Here is a 15,554-nt window from a genome sequence, read left to right as displayed (position 1 = left end):
CGGATCAGGCGTTGCCGGCCGGCTCGCTGCCGGCGAGGCTGCCGTCGCCGTCGGCGCCCTTGGCCTGCTGCTCGGCGCGCTGGCGCAGGCTCTCGGCGTACAGGCCCTCGAAGTTGATCGGCTGCATCAGGAACGGCGGGAACCCACCGGCCTGGATCAGGTTGCCGATGGTCTGGCGCACGTACGGATACAGGACGTTCGGGCAGTGGGTGCCGAGGATCGCGTCGAGCGCGGCGTCGTCGAAACCGCTCAGGCCGAACACGCCGGCCTGCTGCACTTCGGCCAGGTACGCGGTCTTGTCCTCGCCGATGGTGCAGGTCAGGGTGATGCCGAGCACGACTTCGAACGCAGTCTCGTTCAGGCGCTGCACGCGCTGGTTGAGGTTCATCTGCAGCTGCGGCTGGGCCTGCTCGTTGAACACCGCCGGCGCGCCCGGGGCCTCGAAGGACACGTCCTTGACGTAGATCTTTTCGACGCTGAACTGCGGGCCGTTCTTGGCCGGCGCGGCGGCGCCGTTGCTGACGGGTTGGTCGGACATGTCGTGACTCCGGAAAGACGAAGGAAATGGCGGGGAAAGGAGCCGATTATGGCATGGCGGGCGGACGCGCCCGGCCGGGCCGCGCCGGATCAGCCCTTGTTGCGGGACTTGCCCCTGGCCAGCGGCAAGTCGGCCTGCTGCCAGCCGCCGATGCCGCCGTCGAGCACGTGCACCTGCTCGAATCCGGCCTTCTTCAGGCGCTTGGCTGCGGTGCCGGCGGACTGCCCGGTCTTGCACACCAGCACCACTGGCAGCGCCTTGGCCGGCGCGAGCTGCTTGTTCTCCGGGTCGAACTGGCTCATCTGCACGTTCTTCGAGCCGGGGATATGGCCCTTCTCGAAGTCGGCGATGGGGCGCAGGTCGATCACCAGCGCGTTGTCGCGGTTGATCAGCGCGGTCAGCCCGGCCGGGCGCAGCGTCTTGTAGCCGCGGAACAGCTGCATGACCTCGTTGACGATGATGGCGATGGTCAGGCCGACCAGGGCGATCGACAGGAGCTGGTGGCGGCCGGCGAAGGCCAGCAGTTCTTCGAGATTCACGGGGATCGGTGCGAGGCGAGCGGGCGGGGATTGTCGCAAAAAAGCGGGGGCCGGGGCTGGGGACTGGGATCTGGAAGCCAAAAGCGGAGCCCCGCCTCTGCTTTTCAGTCCCCGGTCCCCGGATCCAAGCCCCCGCTCTTCGTCATTCTCCCTGCCACAGGTCCGGCAAACCGCTCATCTGCCACCAGGTCTTGGCTTCCTCGTCGTAGTGCCAGCGCTCGGTGTAGCGCATGCCGCGCTCGGTCATGGTGTGCTTGTTGATCACGCCCAGGTCGATCTCGCGGGCAACGTCGCCGCCGGCCAGGGCCTGCTCGCCCAGGTCGTGGTAGCGGGAAATGCCGACGTGCTTGTAGCGCTCGAACTCCACCGGCGTCATCGGGTGCGCCTTGCGGTATTCGGGCTCGACCAGGTTCCAGGCGCCCTCGAAGTCACCCCAGCGGATCGCCGCCGACCAGGCGTACTGCGCCTCGCGCAGCTTGTCGTCCTTGCTGCCCATGCTGGCGCAGCCCGCGGCCAGCAGCACGACGGCCATGGCCAGCCAGCAGTGCTTCATCATCCGCATCGCGCTTCTCCTTCCCGGTCCCGGCGTGGCGGCAAGGGTAGCAACCCCGCGCTCATCCGTGCTTGCGAGCGATCGCGACGTAGCGTGCGCGGCAGGTGGTCGCGATGCCGCCATCGGGCAGCGGCACCGTCGCGACCAGGGTGGTCCGCGCACGCCCGCGCTCGCGCAGGGTGGCGACGAAGCGTTCCCACGACTCGCCCTCGGCGATCCGCGCCTGCGCGCGCAGGTCGGCGAACAGCGGCGCCAGGTAGCGCACCTCGCTGTCGGCGACGAACACGTCGGCGTCCAGCCCGGCCGCCTGCACGTGCAGGTTCACCAGCCCCCACGACGCCAGCGTCAGCAGCGACACCAGGCTGCCTCCGAACGCGCAGCCCTTGTCGTTGACGTGCAACGCCAGCGGCGCTTCCAGGGTCAGCGCGTCGCCGTCGTAGCCGGCGATGCGCAGCTGCATCGCCGCGACCGGCGGCATGGCCTGGTAATGGGCGTCGAGCGCGCGCAGGGATTGTTCGGCTTGCAACGGCATTGTCCTGTCTGGAACGGTTCGCGGCGAGGCTTGCGGCCGCCACGGCGACCGCCCAAGCTGGCCGCATGCCCGATCGACCGCCATCGTCCCCCGCCCTGGCTGGATGCTACGTCATCTCGCTGCGCCCGGTGGGCGGGCATGCGGCGATCCGGCGCGCGGCGGCGACGCTCGAGGGGCGCGTGCTGGCGGTGTCGCCGTGGAAACTGATGCCGCGCGACGACCGTGCCACGCGCGGCGACCTGCGCGCCGCGCTCGCCGCCGGGCGGGTGCTGGCGACCAGCCCGGCCGCGGTCCGCGCCGCGGGCGCACTGCAGCCACTGCGGCGCAGGCGCGGGCAGCAGTGGTTCGCGGTCGGCGCCGGCACCGCCGCGGCGCTGCGGCGCGCGGGCGTGGACGAAGTCGCCGCGCCCGCGCGCATGGACAGCGAAGGCCTGCTCGCCCTGCCGGGGCTGCGCGACGTGCGCGGTGGCGACATCGGGATGCTGACCGCACCCGGCGGGCGCGGCCGCATCGCGCCCGCGCTGCGCCGGCGCGGTGCGCGGGTGATTCGCGCCGATGTCTACGAGCGCGTGCCGATCGCGCCGTCGCTGCGCGCGGTCGCAGCGCTGCTGCAGCTCGACGCGCCGGCCTGGCTGCTGCTCAGCAGCGGCGAAGCGCTGGAGCACCTGCTCACCGCCCTGCCCGGCGATGCCGTCGCCGCGCTGCGCCGCGCACGCGTGGTGGCGGCCAGCGAACGCCTCGCCCGGCTGGCCCGCGATCAAGGTTTCACGCGCATCATCACCGCCACCAGCGCCATCCCGCGCGACCTGCTCGACGCCGCCGCGCGCGCCACGCCGGCATCCCGGAAACGGCGCTGATCCGCTAGCATTCGCGCCATTCCCGACGACCGGCCTCCCTCTTGAGCACTCCCGCGCCCCCAACCTCCACCGTGCCGCGACGGCGCGGCTCGTCGGCACTGGCCTGGCTGGTGGCGCTGCTGGTGCTCGCCGGCGGCGGTTGGTTCGGCTGGCAGTGGCTGCAGGCGCGCGTGCAGCACGAGCGCAGCGTCGAAACCCAGGCCGCGCAGCACGTGAGCGCGCTGGAACAGCGCATCGACACGCTGCAGCAGGAACAGCGCGCACAGGCCAAGCGGCTGCAGCAGGCGGACACCACCAACCGCGTGCTGCGCGACGAACTGCTCGGCATCGGCCAGCGCGCCGCGCTGCTCGAAGACAGCGTGTCGCAGCTTGCCGATCCCGAGCGCAACGGCGCGCAGACACTGCGGCTGGACGAGCTGGAGATCGTGCTCGGCCTGGCCGAGCAGCGCCTGCGGCTGGCCGGCGACCTCGACGGCGCGCGCCGCGGCTACGCGCTGGCGGCCAGCCTGCTCGACGGCATCCACGACCCGGCCTGGCTGAGCCTGCGCCAGGCGCTGGTCCAGGAGCGTGCTGCACTCGACGCGCTGGGCGCCGATCCGCGCGCGGTCGCCGCCGGCCGGCTGCAGGCGTTCGCGGCCTCGCTGCCGGCACTGCCGATCGCAGTGGCCGGGCGCGAGGACGCCACGCTGCCCTGGTGGCGGCGCGCGTTCGCACGCATCGTCGACGTGCGCCACGCCGATACCGCCGTGGCGATCGAACCGGGCGACCGCGCCGCCGGCCTGGCCGCGCTGCAGCTCGAACTCACCCTCGCCCAAGCCGCCGCCGAGCGTCGCGACCGCGACGGCTACCGGCAGGCGCTGGCGCGCGCCGACGGCTGGACCACGCGCCTGTGGCCGGACTCGCCGCAGCTGCGCGAACGCCGCGCACAGCTGCGCGAACTGCGCGAACTGCCGCTGGCGATCGACCTGCCCACGCTCGGCACCACGCTCGAGCAGCTGCGCGCCATGCGCGTGGCGCCGAACTAGGGAAGCTCTGAACGATTCGCTCCTGATCGTCATTCCCGCGAAGGCGGGAATCCTTCGCGGGGATGACGACAGCTGTCCAGGGCTTCCGTGGGCGGTTGCGCACGCGCCACCCATCGTGGTTCGCGGCCGTTCAGCGGGCCGATGCTGGATTCACGTCGCACGCGGTATAGATAGGACGTTCGACATTCAATACCTCCCGTGGCCGTTCTTCGCGTTACGGGATGAGGAGGTTGATCCGACCCGCTCGCATCGTCGCGATCCGGATCGACGACCACCGACACACATGGAGGCCGTGCAATGAACCTGTTCCGCAACCTGCTGTTCTGGATCGTGCTGGCGCTGGTCGGCGCGCTGCTGGCGCAGCTGCTGCTGGCCGACCCGGGCTACGTGCTGGTGCGCTACCGCGGCATGGACTACACCACCACCGTGGCGGCCGGGCTGCTGATCCTGTTCGGCGTGCTGTTCGCGCTGTGGCTGGTGTGGAAGCTGGTGACGCTGCCGTTCCGCGCCTGGCGCGGGCACCGCGACAGGCAGTCGCGCGCACGCCTGGGCGGCGGCCTGGAAGCGCTGCACCATGGCCACTACGCACGCGCGCAGAAGCTGCTCGAACAGGCCGCGGCCGACGATGAATCGGCGGCCGGCGTCGCCCGCAGCGCGGCGGCGCAGGCCGCGCTCGCGCGCGGCGATACCGCAGCCGCGCGCGCGCAGGTCGACGCGCTGGGCGAACGCCACGCAGCCTCGCGCGCGATCGCCGCCGCCGAGATCGCGCTGGCCGACGGCCGCCCCACCGACGCGCTGGTCGCGCTCGACGCGCCGGCCGCGCAGCCGCTGCCGCCGCGCGGCCTGGCGCTGCGCGCCGACGCGCTTGCCGTGTCCGGCCAGGGCGCGCAGGCCTACGGCATGCTCGGCCCGATGCGCCAGCAGCAAGCGCTGCCCGAAGCGCGCCTGTCGGAACTTGAAACGCGCTGGGCCGAGGCCTCGCTGCACGAAGCCGACGACGCCAACGTGCTGGCCGACCGCTGGGAAGCGCTGCCCAAGCCGCTGAAGTCGGAGCCGCGCGTGGTCATCGCCTACGCCGACCGCGCCGCCGAGCTGCGCTGGGAGGATGCGTCGGCCAGGAGCATCGAACAGGCGCTCGACGCGCGCTGGGACGAGCGCCTCGCCGCGCGCTACGGCACGCTGCCGATCGCCCGCCTCGAACAGCGCCGCGGCAACGCCGAGCGCTGGCTGCAGTCGCAGCCGGCCAGCCCCGCGCTGCTGCTGACGCTGGCGCGACTGGCACGCGCGCAGGGGCAGTGGCCGCAGGCGCAGGACTACCTGCATCGCGCGCTGGCGCAGGGCGCGGGCAGCGAGGCGTGGGAGGAGTTCGGGCATGGATTCGCCGGTGCCGGCGACGACGCCAGCGCCCGCATCGCCTACGCCAACGCCCTGCGCGCCGCGCGCGGCGAAGCGATCGAGCCGCTGCCCGCCCAGCGCGACCTGCGGCAGACAATCTACGACCGCGCAGTGACCGAGGAACGCGACGAACACGGCCTGCCGAGGTTGCGCGAGTAACCAACGCAGCTGTCCACGTCCGTAGGAGCGGCGGGAGCCGCGAGCTCTTTCCTGAAGACCCCGAGCCATTCCTCAAAAGCTCGCGGCTCCCGCCGCTCCTACGGACCCCGCACGATGCCCCTGCCCCGTTCCCTGGATCCCGAGGACCTGCGCGAGGAAGTCCCCGGATTCGCGCACTGGTTCCGCTACCCGCTGCACGCACACGACTTCCATCCACTGCGCGCCGGCGATGACGCGCACGCAAGCCTGCTCGGCTACTACGCCGCCAAGCCGCTGTACGGAGAACTCGACGCGCACGGTCGCGTGGACCTCGGCGCCGGCCTCAACGGCGAGGTGGTCGCGGTGTTCGTGCCATCGCCGGCACGATCATGGCGACACGCGCGCCTGGTTCGCGCCCGCATGCCGCGCCGGCGCGCCCGTCGCGCCGATGGCACCCGAAACTGGCCGGCGATCCGGCGCGCCGCCGAGGCTGCGATTCGTCGCAGCCTGTAGCGCGAGACTGGCACTCGCGCTTAGCACCGCGCGCGGCCACCTGCATGAGCGAACGCCGGAATCTCCGCGTGACACGCGTCGCAATCCTTCCCGATGGAGTGAAGGTATGCTTTCCCTTCGACAAGGAGATCGGGATGACGCAGGGATTCGCGCGCTGTCTGTGCTTGCTGCTCGGCTGCCTGCTGGCCGCCTGTACCACCCGCACGGACGCGCAGGAGAAAGACATGGGATTGGACCCCGCCACCGCGGCTTACCAGAAGTACGGTTACAACGACCGCCCGGTCGAAGCCCGCCTCGGCCCGCACCGCTACCTGATCCCGGCCAACTATTTCCGCGACCAGATCGGCCCCGACTTCCAGGGCAACTTCAGCCTGCTCGTGCAGTGGCCCGACCTGCAGCCGCTGCCACCGGGCGAACGCTCGAAGCAGGACATGGAGACGTTCGCGAAGCAGATCACGATCTCGCCCGACTACATCGACCGCGTGCCCATGGAGGGGCTGCTGGAGAAGTCGATCCACCACTACGGCCCCGAAGGTACTCCGGAACATCATCATCCTTCGGAGCGATTGGAACTGAGAGACGAGGAGCCGAAGGAATTCGGGCTGTCACCTTATCGGGTCAACAGCGACAAGTTTGCCGCGTACTTGAAGGAGTGGGAGCAGGAGTACGGCTATCAATCGCATGCCAGGCTCGAAGACCAGAAGGACTGGTATCTCGACCGGGGCACCGATGGCCGCTTGACCACCGTGATCAAGTGCGACTCCCGGCTCCAGCCAGACGGTATCAGCATCGAGGGCGACAGGCTCACGCGGGAAGAAGGCCGTTCGAGCGGCTGCACCCATTATTTCTTGATGCCGGATGAGAAGATCTCGTTTTCCGCGTTCTACGTTCGCGCCTTCCTCAAGGACTGGAAAAGAATCGAGATTCGCTCACGCGAACTGTTGAAGCAGTATCGCGTTCGATGAGTCAGTGACCACATTGCAAGGAGAGCAGGATGTCAGGACTGGATTCCGGGGACATGCGCATTCTCGGCTGGTACGCCGAGCAGGGTAATCGCGAGCTCTACTGGAACTATCTCGCCCAGCATGTGGGCAGTGATGGTTACGGTTTGCTCGCGCTTGGCGTCGTCCGTAACGACAACATGCCAGGCGCGGTGGCCAACAACTTCGCCCAGAACCACGCCCGCAGACACGACGATCGCGTGCTGACCGAGCGCGAATGGGAGCAGTTCGGTCAGGACCTGCTTGTGCGCGACCTCGAACGACGACAGTACTGGGTGGGCAAGGATCGCCCTGATCTTGCGCTCAACCTGCCAGTCAAGGACGTCCAGTCCGCCCACGATGCGTCCTTCGAGCGGGCCCGCATCGACCCCAACACATGGACCCCGCGCCAGCTGCTCGAGGCCGCGCGCCGGCAGGGCGGCGAGGAGGCCGCCGAAGGCGTGTGGCACGCGATGCTCGACAACAATACGCTAGGCCTCGGACTGGGCATCGGCCGCGCCGGCATCACCCTCGGCGACATCGTGCGCTACGACGACGACCAGCTGCCTGCCCTGCGCTACACGGGCGCGCTGGCCGGCGCCAGCGCGATGGCCTCGCAGGACCGGCCTGCCACTGACCCGGACGTGATCGGCGCGGCCGGCTTCTACCACCTGTACGACCGCAACGCGCGCGAATGGTCGACCGTCAGCGGCGGCGGCATCGGCGGCCCGGTGATCCGCCGCGTCACCGATCCGGAACGCATCGCCGAACTGGACGACGCACGCGCCGTGCGCCTGGAGCGGCAGGAGAAGGCCCGGCAGTTCCATCCGCTCGATCCCGCCCGCGAACGCGGCATCTCCGAAAGTCCGTGGACACTGGCCGATGCCGGCGATCCTTCGCGGGCCGCGCGGATCGCCATGTCCGATCCCACCCGCCCCGACCACCCCGACCATCATCTGTACCTGGGCAGCCGCGACGCCGTGCACCGGCTCGACGCCTCGCTCGGCCGCGCGCCGGACCGGCATAGCGGGAACATGATCGCCAGCCTCGCCTGCCTTGCGCGGCGCAACGGCCTGGAACGCATCGACCACGTCGTGCTCGGCGGACCGACGAAAGAACTGCGGCCCGGCGAAAACGTGTTCGTGGTGCAGGGCCGGCTCGACGATCCTGCACACCTGCGCGCGCACATGAAGACGCAGCTTGCCGTGGACACCCCCGCCGCGGATTCGCTCCGGGAGCTGCAGGCGCTCGACCAGGCGGCACAGGCCCGGACGCAACAGGCGCAGGCGGCAACGGCCGAGCTTGCCGTATCGGAACTGCAGCGCGTCGCGCCGATGCGGATGGGCTGATGCCTGATTCCGGCCGGGCAGATCGGCCGGGAGCTCGGTCAAAAGCTCGCGGCTGAAGCCGCTCCCACGAGCGTGGGGGCGACGTGCAGCCCTCAGCGCTCCAGGATCGCCACCACGCCCATGCCGCCGGCGGTGCAGATCGACACCAGGCAGCGGCCGCCGCCGCGCTGCTGCAGCTCCTTCGCGGCGGTGGCGACGATGCGCGCGCCGGTGGCCGCGAACGGGTGGCCGGTGGCCAGCGAGGAACCGTTGATGTTGAGCTTCGCCGGGTCGATGCGGCCCAGCGGCGCGTCCAGGCCGAGGCGCGTCTTGCAGTAGTCCTCGCTCTCCCACGCGCGCAGCGTGCACAGCACCTGCGCGGCGAAGGCTTCGTGGATCTCGTACAGGTCGAAGTCCTGCAGGGTCAGTCCGTTGCGCGCGAGCATCTCCGGCACGGCGACGGTCGGCGCCATCAGCAGGCCTTCGCCGTGGACGAAGTCGACCGCGGCGGTCTGCGCGTCGCGGATGTGGCACAGCACCTCGTGGCCGTGGGCAGCCGCCCATTCATCGGTGGACAGCAGGCAGGCGGCGGCGCCGTCGGTGAGCGGGGTGGAGTTGCCGGCGGTGAGCGTGCCGCGCCCTGAAACCTTGTCGAAGGCGGGCTTGAGCGTGGCCAGCTTCTCGATCGAGGTGTCGGCGCGCAGGATGTTGTCGCGCGAGACGCCGCGGAAGCTGACCACCAGGTCGTCGAAGAAGCCGCGGTCATAGGCGGCGGCGAGCTTGTGGTGCGAGGCCACCGCCAGCTCGTCCTGCGAATCGCGCGAGATGTTCCACTCCTTGGCCATGTCCTCGCAGTGGTCGCCCATGCTCTTGCCGGTGCGCGGCTCGGCGACGCCGGGGAACTCGGGCTTGAGTTCGCGCAGGTGGAAGCCCTTGAACGCGGCCAGCTTGTCGCGCGTGGTCTTGCCGCGCGCGGCCTCCAGCAGCCGGCGGCGCAGCTTCTGGCCGTAGACGATCGGCACGTCGGACGTGGTGTCCGAACCGCCGCCGATGCCGGCTTCGATCTGGCCGGCGGCGATCTTGTTGCCGATGGTGATCAGCGCGTCCAGCGAGGTGCCGCAGGCGCGCTGCAGGGTGATGCCGGGCGTCAGCGGCGACAGGCCCGACGACAGCGTGGCCTCGCGGCCGAGGTTCCAGTCCGACGGGTGCTTGATCACCGCGCCCATCGCCACCTCGCCCAGCTGCTGTCCGTGGAGGCCGAACTTCTCGACCAGCGCGCCGAGCGTACGCACCGACATGCCGAGGTTGCCGACGTCGGCGTAGGCGGTGTTCTGGCGACAGAAGGGAATGCGGACGCCGCCGAGGACGGCGACGGGGCGGCCATGCAGCATGGGACTACCTCGTTGCGGGCCTGCCATCGTGGCGGGCCATAATGGAATGGAGTCTAGCGCCGTGACCGTGCACGGCCAATCATGAGCAGGCGATGAGCGAAGCGATCCTCCATGTCCTCGGTGCGCTGGCACTGGAACTGACCCCCGGCAGCGCCGCGGCGCGCGACGCATTGCCGCAGCGTGAGGCCGGCGAGCTGGGCGCGGCGATCGCACGCGACCTGGCCCGTTTCGCGCCGGACGCCGCCACGCTGGACCTGACCACCGCCGGCGCCCACTACGATCCGGTGGAATTGCTGCGCCCGGGCTGGCCCATCCACCGCGAACTCGACCAGCTCGGCGCCCGCGCGCCCGGCGGCCGCGGCGAAGGCAGCGGCCGGATCATCGCCTTCGGCAGCCACGAAAACCGCCTGCCGGGCGCGCTGTCGCCCTCGCCCGACTACGCCGGCGGCCCGCTGCGGCTGGTGCCCTGGTCGCTGGCCGGCGACGCCGGCGTCGCGCGCGCGGTGGGCGAGGCCTGCGAGCGCGACCTGATGGAAAGCGGCATGGCCGGCGCCGACACCGCGCTGCTGGCGCAGGAAGCCTTCGGCCTGCAGGTCGAGCACGCGCGCCACCTCACCCTGCACGACCTGTGCGCGCTGATGGCGATGCAGTACGACCACGCCGGCCTCGCCCCGCTGTGGCCGGTGCTGGAAACCGCACTGCTCTCGCCAGACCGCGAAGCCTGGCTCGACGCCCCACCCGAGCCGCTGCTGCGCTACGCCGACCGCGAGGCGCGCATCGCCCTGCTGACCCCGGGCGCCTGGCGCGGGCGCAATGCGGAACCGGGCGATGCCAATGGCGGCGGCAGCGACGCCGACGACGAACGCCTGCAGCGCGGCTTCGCCCACTACGAGGCGCGCCAGCGCCAGTTCGCCGCCGTGCTGCGCGCGCACGGCGTGCCGGTGACCTTCGCGCATTGCCAGGGCGATCCCGCAAGCGAGCTGTAGGTCGGGGCTACGCCCCCGACGCGGGGGTGCCGATCATCCCGGGGCGTCGGGGGCGTAGCCCCGACCTACGGCATTTCGGCTTCGAGGATGTCGTAGCCTGCGTCCACCATGCCCAGCGCCGCATACGTCCGGCGCGCCGCGTCGTTGCCGCGTTCGACATAGAGCCGCAAACCGACCACGCCGGTCGTCGCACGCGCCAGGGTTTCAGCGTGGCGATACAGCGCCGCGAACACGCCGCGGCGGCGCTGCGCGGGAACGACGTACACGCTCTGGATCCACCACCAGTCGCCGTTGCGCCAGTCGCTCCATTCGCGGGTGAGCATCAGGGTGCCGACAGGCGCGCCGTTGCCATCGACGGCGACGAAGTAGCGCGCTTTCGCGGAATCGGCGATGCCGGCCGCGACGCCTGCGCGCACGGTGTCGGCATCGAGATGCCTGTGCTCGGTTTCCAGCGCCATCGCGATGGCGCACTCGGCGAGCCAGTCGCGGTCGGCGGCGACGGCTTCGCGGATGGTGTGCGTGGTCGTCATCGCAGGTCGGGGCTACGCCCCCGACCCTTGCAATGCTCGACAAAACCCTGGCCGGGGGCGTAGCCCCGACCTACGGCGCATGGTTTCGCGGCGCGGCTCACATCGCCGCGTTGATCACCCCGCACGCCACGCGTGCGCCGGCGTTGCCGGAGGGCTGCGAGGTGTAGTCGTCCGGCGCGGCGTGCACGATCACCGCGCGGCCGGCGATGTCGTTGGCTGCGCCTCCACCGAGGGTCACGCCGGACAGGTGGATGTTGATATCGGCCACGCCTTCGGCGTTGGCGACGATGTTGTCCATGTCGCCGGCGTGATGGGTCGGCGTGCCGGCGCGGCCGTGGGCGCTGCCGGTGGGATTGAAGTGCCCGCCCGCGCTGCTGGCGTCGGCGGCGCTGCAGTCGCCTTTCTCGTGCACGTGGATGGCGTGGGTCTGCCCGGCACCGAGGCCGCCGATCTGGCCGGTGATGTGCACGCCGTCGCCCATCGGCGCCATCGACAGCTTGCCGCTGACCAGGCTGCCGGACGCGGAAGCAAGGTTCACCGTCGCCGAACTGGCGGTGCTGGTGCCCTGCGAAGCCGGCGTCGGGGACGACATCGGCGGCGCGGCCTTCTCGCCGGTGGTCGAACAGGCCGCGAGCGCACAGGCGGCGGCAACGGCGAGCAGGTGATGACGGCGATGCATGGACATGACGGACTCCTTGTTGAAAGTGTGCCGCACGCTAGCGCGCGCGGGGTTCAGGGTGGATGAAAAAAGACGCGCGCGGCACCTCAGCGGCGCCGGCGACCGGGGCCGAGCTTGCGGGTCAGCGTGTTGCGGCCCAGGCCCAGCCGCTGTGCGGCCTCGGCGCGGCGGCCGCCGGTGTGTTCGAGCGCGGCGTCGAGCAGCGCGTGTTCGAAGCGTTCCAGCGCCCGCGCGTGCAAACCGCTTTCGCCTTCGGCAAGACGCGCGCGCGCCCACGCGGACAGCGCGTCGTCCCACTCGCGCGCGGGCGCCGGCCGTGATGCGGCGAGCATGCCGTCGAGGTCGGCCGGCGTGATCGTGTCGCCGGGCGCCAGCGCGGCCAGCCGCCAGCACAGGTTTTCCAGTTCGCGCACGTTGCCGGGCCAGTCGTGCCCTTGCAGGCGCTCGAGCGCGCTTTTGCCGAAGCGCTTTGGCGGCGCGTCGAAGCGCATGGCCGCCGCCTGCAGGAAACGTTCGGCCAGCGTCGGCACGTCGCCGCGGCGCTCGCGCAGCGGCGGCAGGTGCAGGCGCACCACGTCGAGGCGATGCAGCAGGTCGCTGCGGAAGCGGCCGTCGGCCACCCGCGCCTCGAGATCCTGGTGGGTGGCGGCGATCACGCGCACGTCGACCCGGATCAGCTCGCGCCCGCCAACGCGGAAGAACTCGTCCTCGGCCAGCACCCGCAGCAGCCGCGTCTGCAGCGCCAGCGGCATGTCGCCGATTTCGTCGAGGAACAGGGTGCCGCCGTCGGCCTGCTCGAAGCGGCCGACGTGGCGTTTGTTCGCGCCGGTGAACGCGCCGGCCTCGTGGCCGAACAGCTCGCTTTCCAGCAGCTCGGCCGGGATCGCCGCGGTGTTGAGCGCGACGAACGGCCTGCGCGCGCGCGGCGACTCGCGATGCAGCGCGCGCGCGACCAGCTCCTTGCCGGTACCGGTCTCGCCGGTGACCAGCACCGACAGCGGCGCCTGCGCGAGGCGGCCGATGGCGCGGAACAGCTGGCGCATGGCGGGCGTGTCGCCGACCAGCGCATCGCTGTCCGGAACCGCGGGAAGTTCCGGCGCAGCATCGCCTTCATCGCCACCAGCACCACGCTGCGCCAGCACACGCCGGGCGAGCGCGACCGCATCGTCGAGGTCGAAAGGCTTGGACAGGAACTCGTGCGCGCCACCGCGGAAAGCGCCGGCCGTACTGGCCACGTCGGTGTAGGCCGACATCACCACCACCGGCAGCCGCGGATGCGCATGCTTGAGCCGGTCGAGCAGCACCAGCCCATCGTCGCCGGGCATGCGCACGTCGGTGAACAGCAGCTGCGGCGGCGCACGCGTGCCCAGCGCGTCGACCACCGCCGCCGCTGAATCGAAGCCGACCACGTCGAAGCCGGCCTCGCGCAGCGCCGTGGCCAGCACGAAGCGCACGCTGCGATCGTCGTCGACGACCCAGATGGTGTCGGTCATGGCTTCAAGCTCCTCCCCCTGCGACGGCAGGGGAGGTTGGGAGGGGGTGCCGTCGGGGCCGGTGCAACCATCTGGCTGCCGCGTCGGCGCCGACGCAACCCCTCCCCAGCCCTCCCCTGCCTTCGCAGGGGAGGGAGCAACAGCGCTTGCCGTCAAGCATCGTTGCCCTCCTCATCGCTCTCCGGCTGCACCACCGGCAGCAACAGCGTGAACACCGTATGCCCTGCCCGCGAACGATAGGCCAGCGAACCGCGATGCTCGCGCGCCACCTGCTGCGCCAGCGCCAGCCCCAGGCCGCTGCCTTCCGCGCGCCCGGACACCAGCGGCAGGAACACCTGCTCGGCCAGCGCCTCCGGCACGCCGCGACCGTCGTCCACCACGTCCAGCCGCAGCACCAATGGATGCACTTCGTCGCCGATGCGCACCGCGTGCTCGGCGCGCGTGCGCAGGGTGACGGTCGCCGCGCCCGCCTCGATCGCGTTGCGCACCAGGTTCCAGGTCGCCTGCACGAGGCGGTCGGCGTCGCCGGCAAGGTCCGGCAGGCTGGGATCGTAGTCGCGCACCAGCTTCACCGCCCAGCCGGCATCGGATTCGGCCAGGCGCAACACGCGTTCGAGCACGGCGTGGATGTTGAGCGGCGCATGCGGCCGTGGCGGCGCCGGCGACAGCAGCCGGTCGACCAGCTGCGCCAGGCGTTCGACCTCCGAGCCGATCAGCGCGGTTAGTTCGCGCGACTGCTCGTCGTCCACGCGCCGCGCCAGCAGCTGCGCCGCACCCTTGAGCCCGGCCAGCGGATTGCGCAGCTCGTGCGCCAATCCCTTGAGCGCGGCCGACAGTGCCGACGGCAACGCCGCGACCGGATCCTCGCCGGGGAATTCGTCCACCGGATGCGCCTCGAGCAGCCAACCGCCGTCCTCCAGCGCCCCGACCCAGACATCAGCGAAACGCGGCGTCGCGCCGGGGAACGCCAGCGGCAGCCGGCGCAGCCGTACCTGCTCCTGCGGCGCCCCCGCCGCCAACCAGCGCGCCAGGGCGTCGCCCTCGAACTCCAGCGCCGCCAGCGGCAGCCCCCGCAGGCGCCGAGCGCCCACCCCGAGCCAGCGCGCGAAGGCCGGATTGCAGCCGGCCACGGCGCCGTCCGTGCCGGCCCACGCCAGCGGCGTGGCGAGGGCATCGAGATCGGGCGGCGGCGCGGGCGCGGGGGGCATTGCACCATCTTAGTGCAGGGCCCAGGCCGACGGCGGGACCCCAATCACGCTGACCCCAGTGCGCAGAACTGCATAGTTTGTACACATTGCACAAACTATGCGATCGACAGTGCCACGACCGTTTGGGGGCTCCCTGGGGTCCACCGAAGCGCGTGCAATATCGCTCAATAATCAGTAACTTAGCTCTTGTTCCAGCACACCCAACTGACCTCATTGAATGGGCATTGGACGCCACCTTTGCCGCCCTCTCGCAGGGAGTGTCAGCGCCGGCGCCCCAAACCCGGGCTACCCCCTTGGAGGAAGGGACTCCCTCCACGCCTTCGTCCATCGTCCGGACCCAGTGCCCGCTCTAGGCGCTGCAGCGGCGTCAGCTGCTTTTTCTTTGGTTTGGTCCGCTTGGCGGCTGGCTTCGCTATTGCAGCGGCTACTGCGGCCTGCTTCGCGCGAGCTTTCTTCACCTTCTTGCGTAACTGCTTTTCCACCGCCTTTTGCGCGGGCCTGGTGCTCGACTCCGCCAATTTTGGGTCGGGGGCAGAAGGCCGAGCCTTGGCCTTCGAACGTGGTTTGACCACGCGGATCTTCGGAGCCGGCCGGGCCGCCGGCAGGGCACCCTTCTTTAGAACTCCTATCGCGGCTTTCGCCTTGCCTGCCCCGGCACGCTTCAGATATCGATTGGCTTGCGCCTCGGCACGCTTACGTGTCCAGCGCATTCGGGCCATGCCCTCCCGCACCAGACTCTCGAACAGCTCATCCATTCCCTCCCCCTGTGCTCCGCACCCTGCGGCTGCACTCCACCTCGATCACCTTCCCGAGGAAGCACCACAAGGATTAGCCACGAATATACGGCTCTGGCTAATTATACGAATCGG

The 15,554-nt window shown here is 70.8% G+C and carries 17 protein-coding genes; 7 read left to right on the top strand and 10 right to left on the bottom strand.

Translation table 11 applies throughout. The features are described 5' to 3' along the window. Positions 1–4: 4 nt before the first annotated feature. The 4 genes from secB to ACFONC_RS09220 form a co-directional block, all read right to left on the bottom strand. Positions 5–538 (bottom strand): protein-export chaperone SecB, encoded by a 534-nt coding sequence (gene secB, locus ACFONC_RS09235; protein WP_386743432.1) that lies wholly within the window; start codon positions 536–538, stop codon positions 5–7. Positions 539–627: 89 nt separating this feature from the next. Continuing rightward, complete coding sequence (locus ACFONC_RS09230) at positions 628–1,077, bottom strand: rhodanese-like domain-containing protein (RefSeq protein WP_386743431.1); 450 nt, start codon at positions 1,075–1,077, stop codon at positions 628–630. A 142-nt stretch (positions 1,078–1,219) separates the two neighbouring features. After that, entirely contained in the window at positions 1,220–1,639 is a 420-nt protein-coding gene (locus ACFONC_RS09225) for a hypothetical protein (protein ID WP_386743430.1), read from the bottom strand. Between the two features lie 52 nt (positions 1,640–1,691). Further along, positions 1,692–2,162 carry a YiiD C-terminal domain-containing protein gene (locus tag ACFONC_RS09220; RefSeq protein WP_386743429.1) on the bottom strand — a complete coding sequence of 157 codons (471 nt, stop codon included), beginning with the start codon at positions 2,160–2,162 and terminating at the stop codon, positions 1,692–1,694. 65 nt (positions 2,163–2,227) lie between these two features. Between ACFONC_RS09220 and ACFONC_RS09215 the strand changes: the two genes are divergently transcribed. From ACFONC_RS09215 to ACFONC_RS09190, 6 genes are all read left to right on the top strand, one after another. Next, entirely contained in the window at positions 2,228–3,019 is a 792-nt protein-coding gene (locus ACFONC_RS09215) for a uroporphyrinogen-III synthase (protein WP_386743428.1), read from the top strand. Positions 3,020–3,090: 71 nt separating this feature from the next. Continuing rightward, positions 3,091–4,044: a uroporphyrinogen-III C-methyltransferase gene (locus tag ACFONC_RS09210; RefSeq protein WP_386743427.1), complete on the top strand. Its 954-nt coding sequence runs from the start codon at positions 3,091–3,093 to the stop codon at positions 4,042–4,044. A gap of 297 nt (positions 4,045–4,341) precedes the next feature. Continuing rightward, positions 4,342–5,598 (top strand): heme biosynthesis HemY N-terminal domain-containing protein, encoded by a 1,257-nt coding sequence (locus ACFONC_RS09205; protein ID WP_386743426.1) that lies wholly within the window; start codon positions 4,342–4,344, stop codon positions 5,596–5,598. Between the two features lie 114 nt (positions 5,599–5,712). Then, positions 5,713–6,090, top strand: a complete 378-nt coding sequence (locus tag ACFONC_RS09200; protein ID WP_386743425.1) for a hypothetical protein — start codon at positions 5,713–5,715, stop codon at positions 6,088–6,090. 68 nt (positions 6,091–6,158) lie between these two features. Next, complete coding sequence (locus ACFONC_RS09195) at positions 6,159–7,055, top strand: hypothetical protein (RefSeq protein ID WP_386743424.1); 897 nt, start codon at positions 6,159–6,161, stop codon at positions 7,053–7,055. 53 nt (positions 7,056–7,108) lie between these two features. Next, on the top strand, positions 7,109–8,419 hold the full coding sequence (locus ACFONC_RS09190; protein WP_386743423.1) for an XVIPCD domain-containing protein: 1,311 nt from the start codon (positions 7,109–7,111) through the stop codon (positions 8,417–8,419). A 92-nt stretch (positions 8,420–8,511) separates the two neighbouring features. Here the strand turns inward: ACFONC_RS09190 and ACFONC_RS09185 are convergent, their stop codons facing one another. Beyond that, on the bottom strand, positions 8,512–9,789 hold the full coding sequence (locus ACFONC_RS09185; RefSeq protein ID WP_386743422.1) for an acetyl-CoA C-acetyltransferase: 1,278 nt from the start codon (positions 9,787–9,789) through the stop codon (positions 8,512–8,514). 92 nt (positions 9,790–9,881) lie between these two features. On the opposite strand from ACFONC_RS09185, the gene ACFONC_RS09180 reads away from it, so the two are divergent. After that, a complete protein-coding gene (locus ACFONC_RS09180) occupies positions 9,882–10,775 on the top strand; it encodes a hypothetical protein (RefSeq protein ID WP_386743421.1) in 894 nt (297 codons plus the stop codon). A gap of 65 nt (positions 10,776–10,840) precedes the next feature. Here the strand turns inward: ACFONC_RS09180 and ACFONC_RS09175 are convergent, their stop codons facing one another. From ACFONC_RS09175 to ACFONC_RS09155, 5 genes are all read right to left on the bottom strand, one after another. Continuing rightward, on the bottom strand, positions 10,841–11,305 hold the full coding sequence (locus ACFONC_RS09175) for a GNAT family N-acetyltransferase (RefSeq protein WP_386743420.1): 465 nt from the start codon (positions 11,303–11,305) through the stop codon (positions 10,841–10,843). Between the two features lie 97 nt (positions 11,306–11,402). Continuing rightward, positions 11,403–11,984: a superoxide dismutase family protein gene (locus ACFONC_RS09170; protein WP_386744624.1), complete on the bottom strand. Its 582-nt coding sequence runs from the start codon at positions 11,982–11,984 to the stop codon at positions 11,403–11,405. Between the two features lie 86 nt (positions 11,985–12,070). Then, complete coding sequence (gene ntrC / locus ACFONC_RS09165; RefSeq protein WP_386743419.1) at positions 12,071–13,477, bottom strand: nitrogen regulation protein NR(I); 1,407 nt, start codon at positions 13,475–13,477, stop codon at positions 12,071–12,073. A gap of 152 nt (positions 13,478–13,629) precedes the next feature. After that, positions 13,630–14,685, bottom strand: a complete 1,056-nt coding sequence (locus ACFONC_RS09160; RefSeq protein ID WP_386743418.1) for a two-component system sensor histidine kinase NtrB — start codon at positions 14,683–14,685, stop codon at positions 13,630–13,632. 260 nt (positions 14,686–14,945) lie between these two features. Beyond that, positions 14,946–15,440, bottom strand: a complete 495-nt coding sequence (locus tag ACFONC_RS09155; protein ID WP_386743417.1) for a hypothetical protein — start codon at positions 15,438–15,440, stop codon at positions 14,946–14,948. Positions 15,441–15,554: the final 114 nt, after the last annotated feature.

Origin of the sequence: Luteimonas soli, assembly GCF_042648865.1 — a bacterium.
Classification (GTDB): Bacteria; Pseudomonadota; Gammaproteobacteria; order Xanthomonadales; family Xanthomonadaceae; genus Luteimonas; species Luteimonas soli.
The sequence above is the reverse complement of the archived record's forward strand: the minus strand, read 5'-3'. Positions and strand labels throughout refer to the sequence as shown.

Bases quoted from the DNA above. Each gene is read 5' to 3' on its own strand.
- ntrC (WP_386743419.1), bottom strand. From the start codon at position 13,477: ATGACCGACACCATCTGGGTCGTCGACGACGATCGCAGCGTGCGCTTC.
- ACFONC_RS09155 (WP_386743417.1), bottom strand. From the start codon at position 15,440: ATGGATGAGCTGTTCGAGAGTCTGGTGCGGGAGGGCATGGCCCGAATG.
- ACFONC_RS09200 (WP_386743425.1), top strand. From the start codon at position 5,713: ATGCCCCTGCCCCGTTCCCTGGATCCCGAGGACCTGCGCGAGGAAGTC.
- ACFONC_RS09170 (WP_386744624.1), bottom strand. From the start codon at position 11,984: ATGCATCGCCGTCATCACCTGCTCGCCGTTGCCGCCGCCTGTGCGCTC.
- ACFONC_RS09175 (WP_386743420.1), bottom strand. From the start codon at position 11,305: ATGACGACCACGCACACCATCCGCGAAGCCGTCGCCGCCGACCGCGAC.
- ACFONC_RS09160 (WP_386743418.1), bottom strand. From the start codon at position 14,685: ATGCCCCCCGCGCCCGCGCCGCCGCCCGATCTCGATGCCCTCGCCACG.
- ACFONC_RS09225 (WP_386743430.1), bottom strand. From the start codon at position 1,639: ATGCGGATGATGAAGCACTGCTGGCTGGCCATGGCCGTCGTGCTGCTG.
- ACFONC_RS09220 (WP_386743429.1), bottom strand. From the start codon at position 2,162: ATGCCGTTGCAAGCCGAACAATCCCTGCGCGCGCTCGACGCCCATTAC.
- ACFONC_RS09180 (WP_386743421.1), top strand. From the start codon at position 9,882: ATGAGCGAAGCGATCCTCCATGTCCTCGGTGCGCTGGCACTGGAACTG.
- ACFONC_RS09205 (WP_386743426.1), top strand. From the start codon at position 4,342: ATGAACCTGTTCCGCAACCTGCTGTTCTGGATCGTGCTGGCGCTGGTC.
- secB (WP_386743432.1), bottom strand. From the start codon at position 538: ATGTCCGACCAACCCGTCAGCAACGGCGCCGCCGCGCCGGCCAAGAAC.
- ACFONC_RS09185 (WP_386743422.1), bottom strand. From the start codon at position 9,789: ATGCTGCATGGCCGCCCCGTCGCCGTCCTCGGCGGCGTCCGCATTCCC.
- ACFONC_RS09215 (WP_386743428.1), top strand. From the start codon at position 2,228: ATGCCCGATCGACCGCCATCGTCCCCCGCCCTGGCTGGATGCTACGTC.
- ACFONC_RS09190 (WP_386743423.1), top strand. From the start codon at position 7,109: ATGCGCATTCTCGGCTGGTACGCCGAGCAGGGTAATCGCGAGCTCTAC.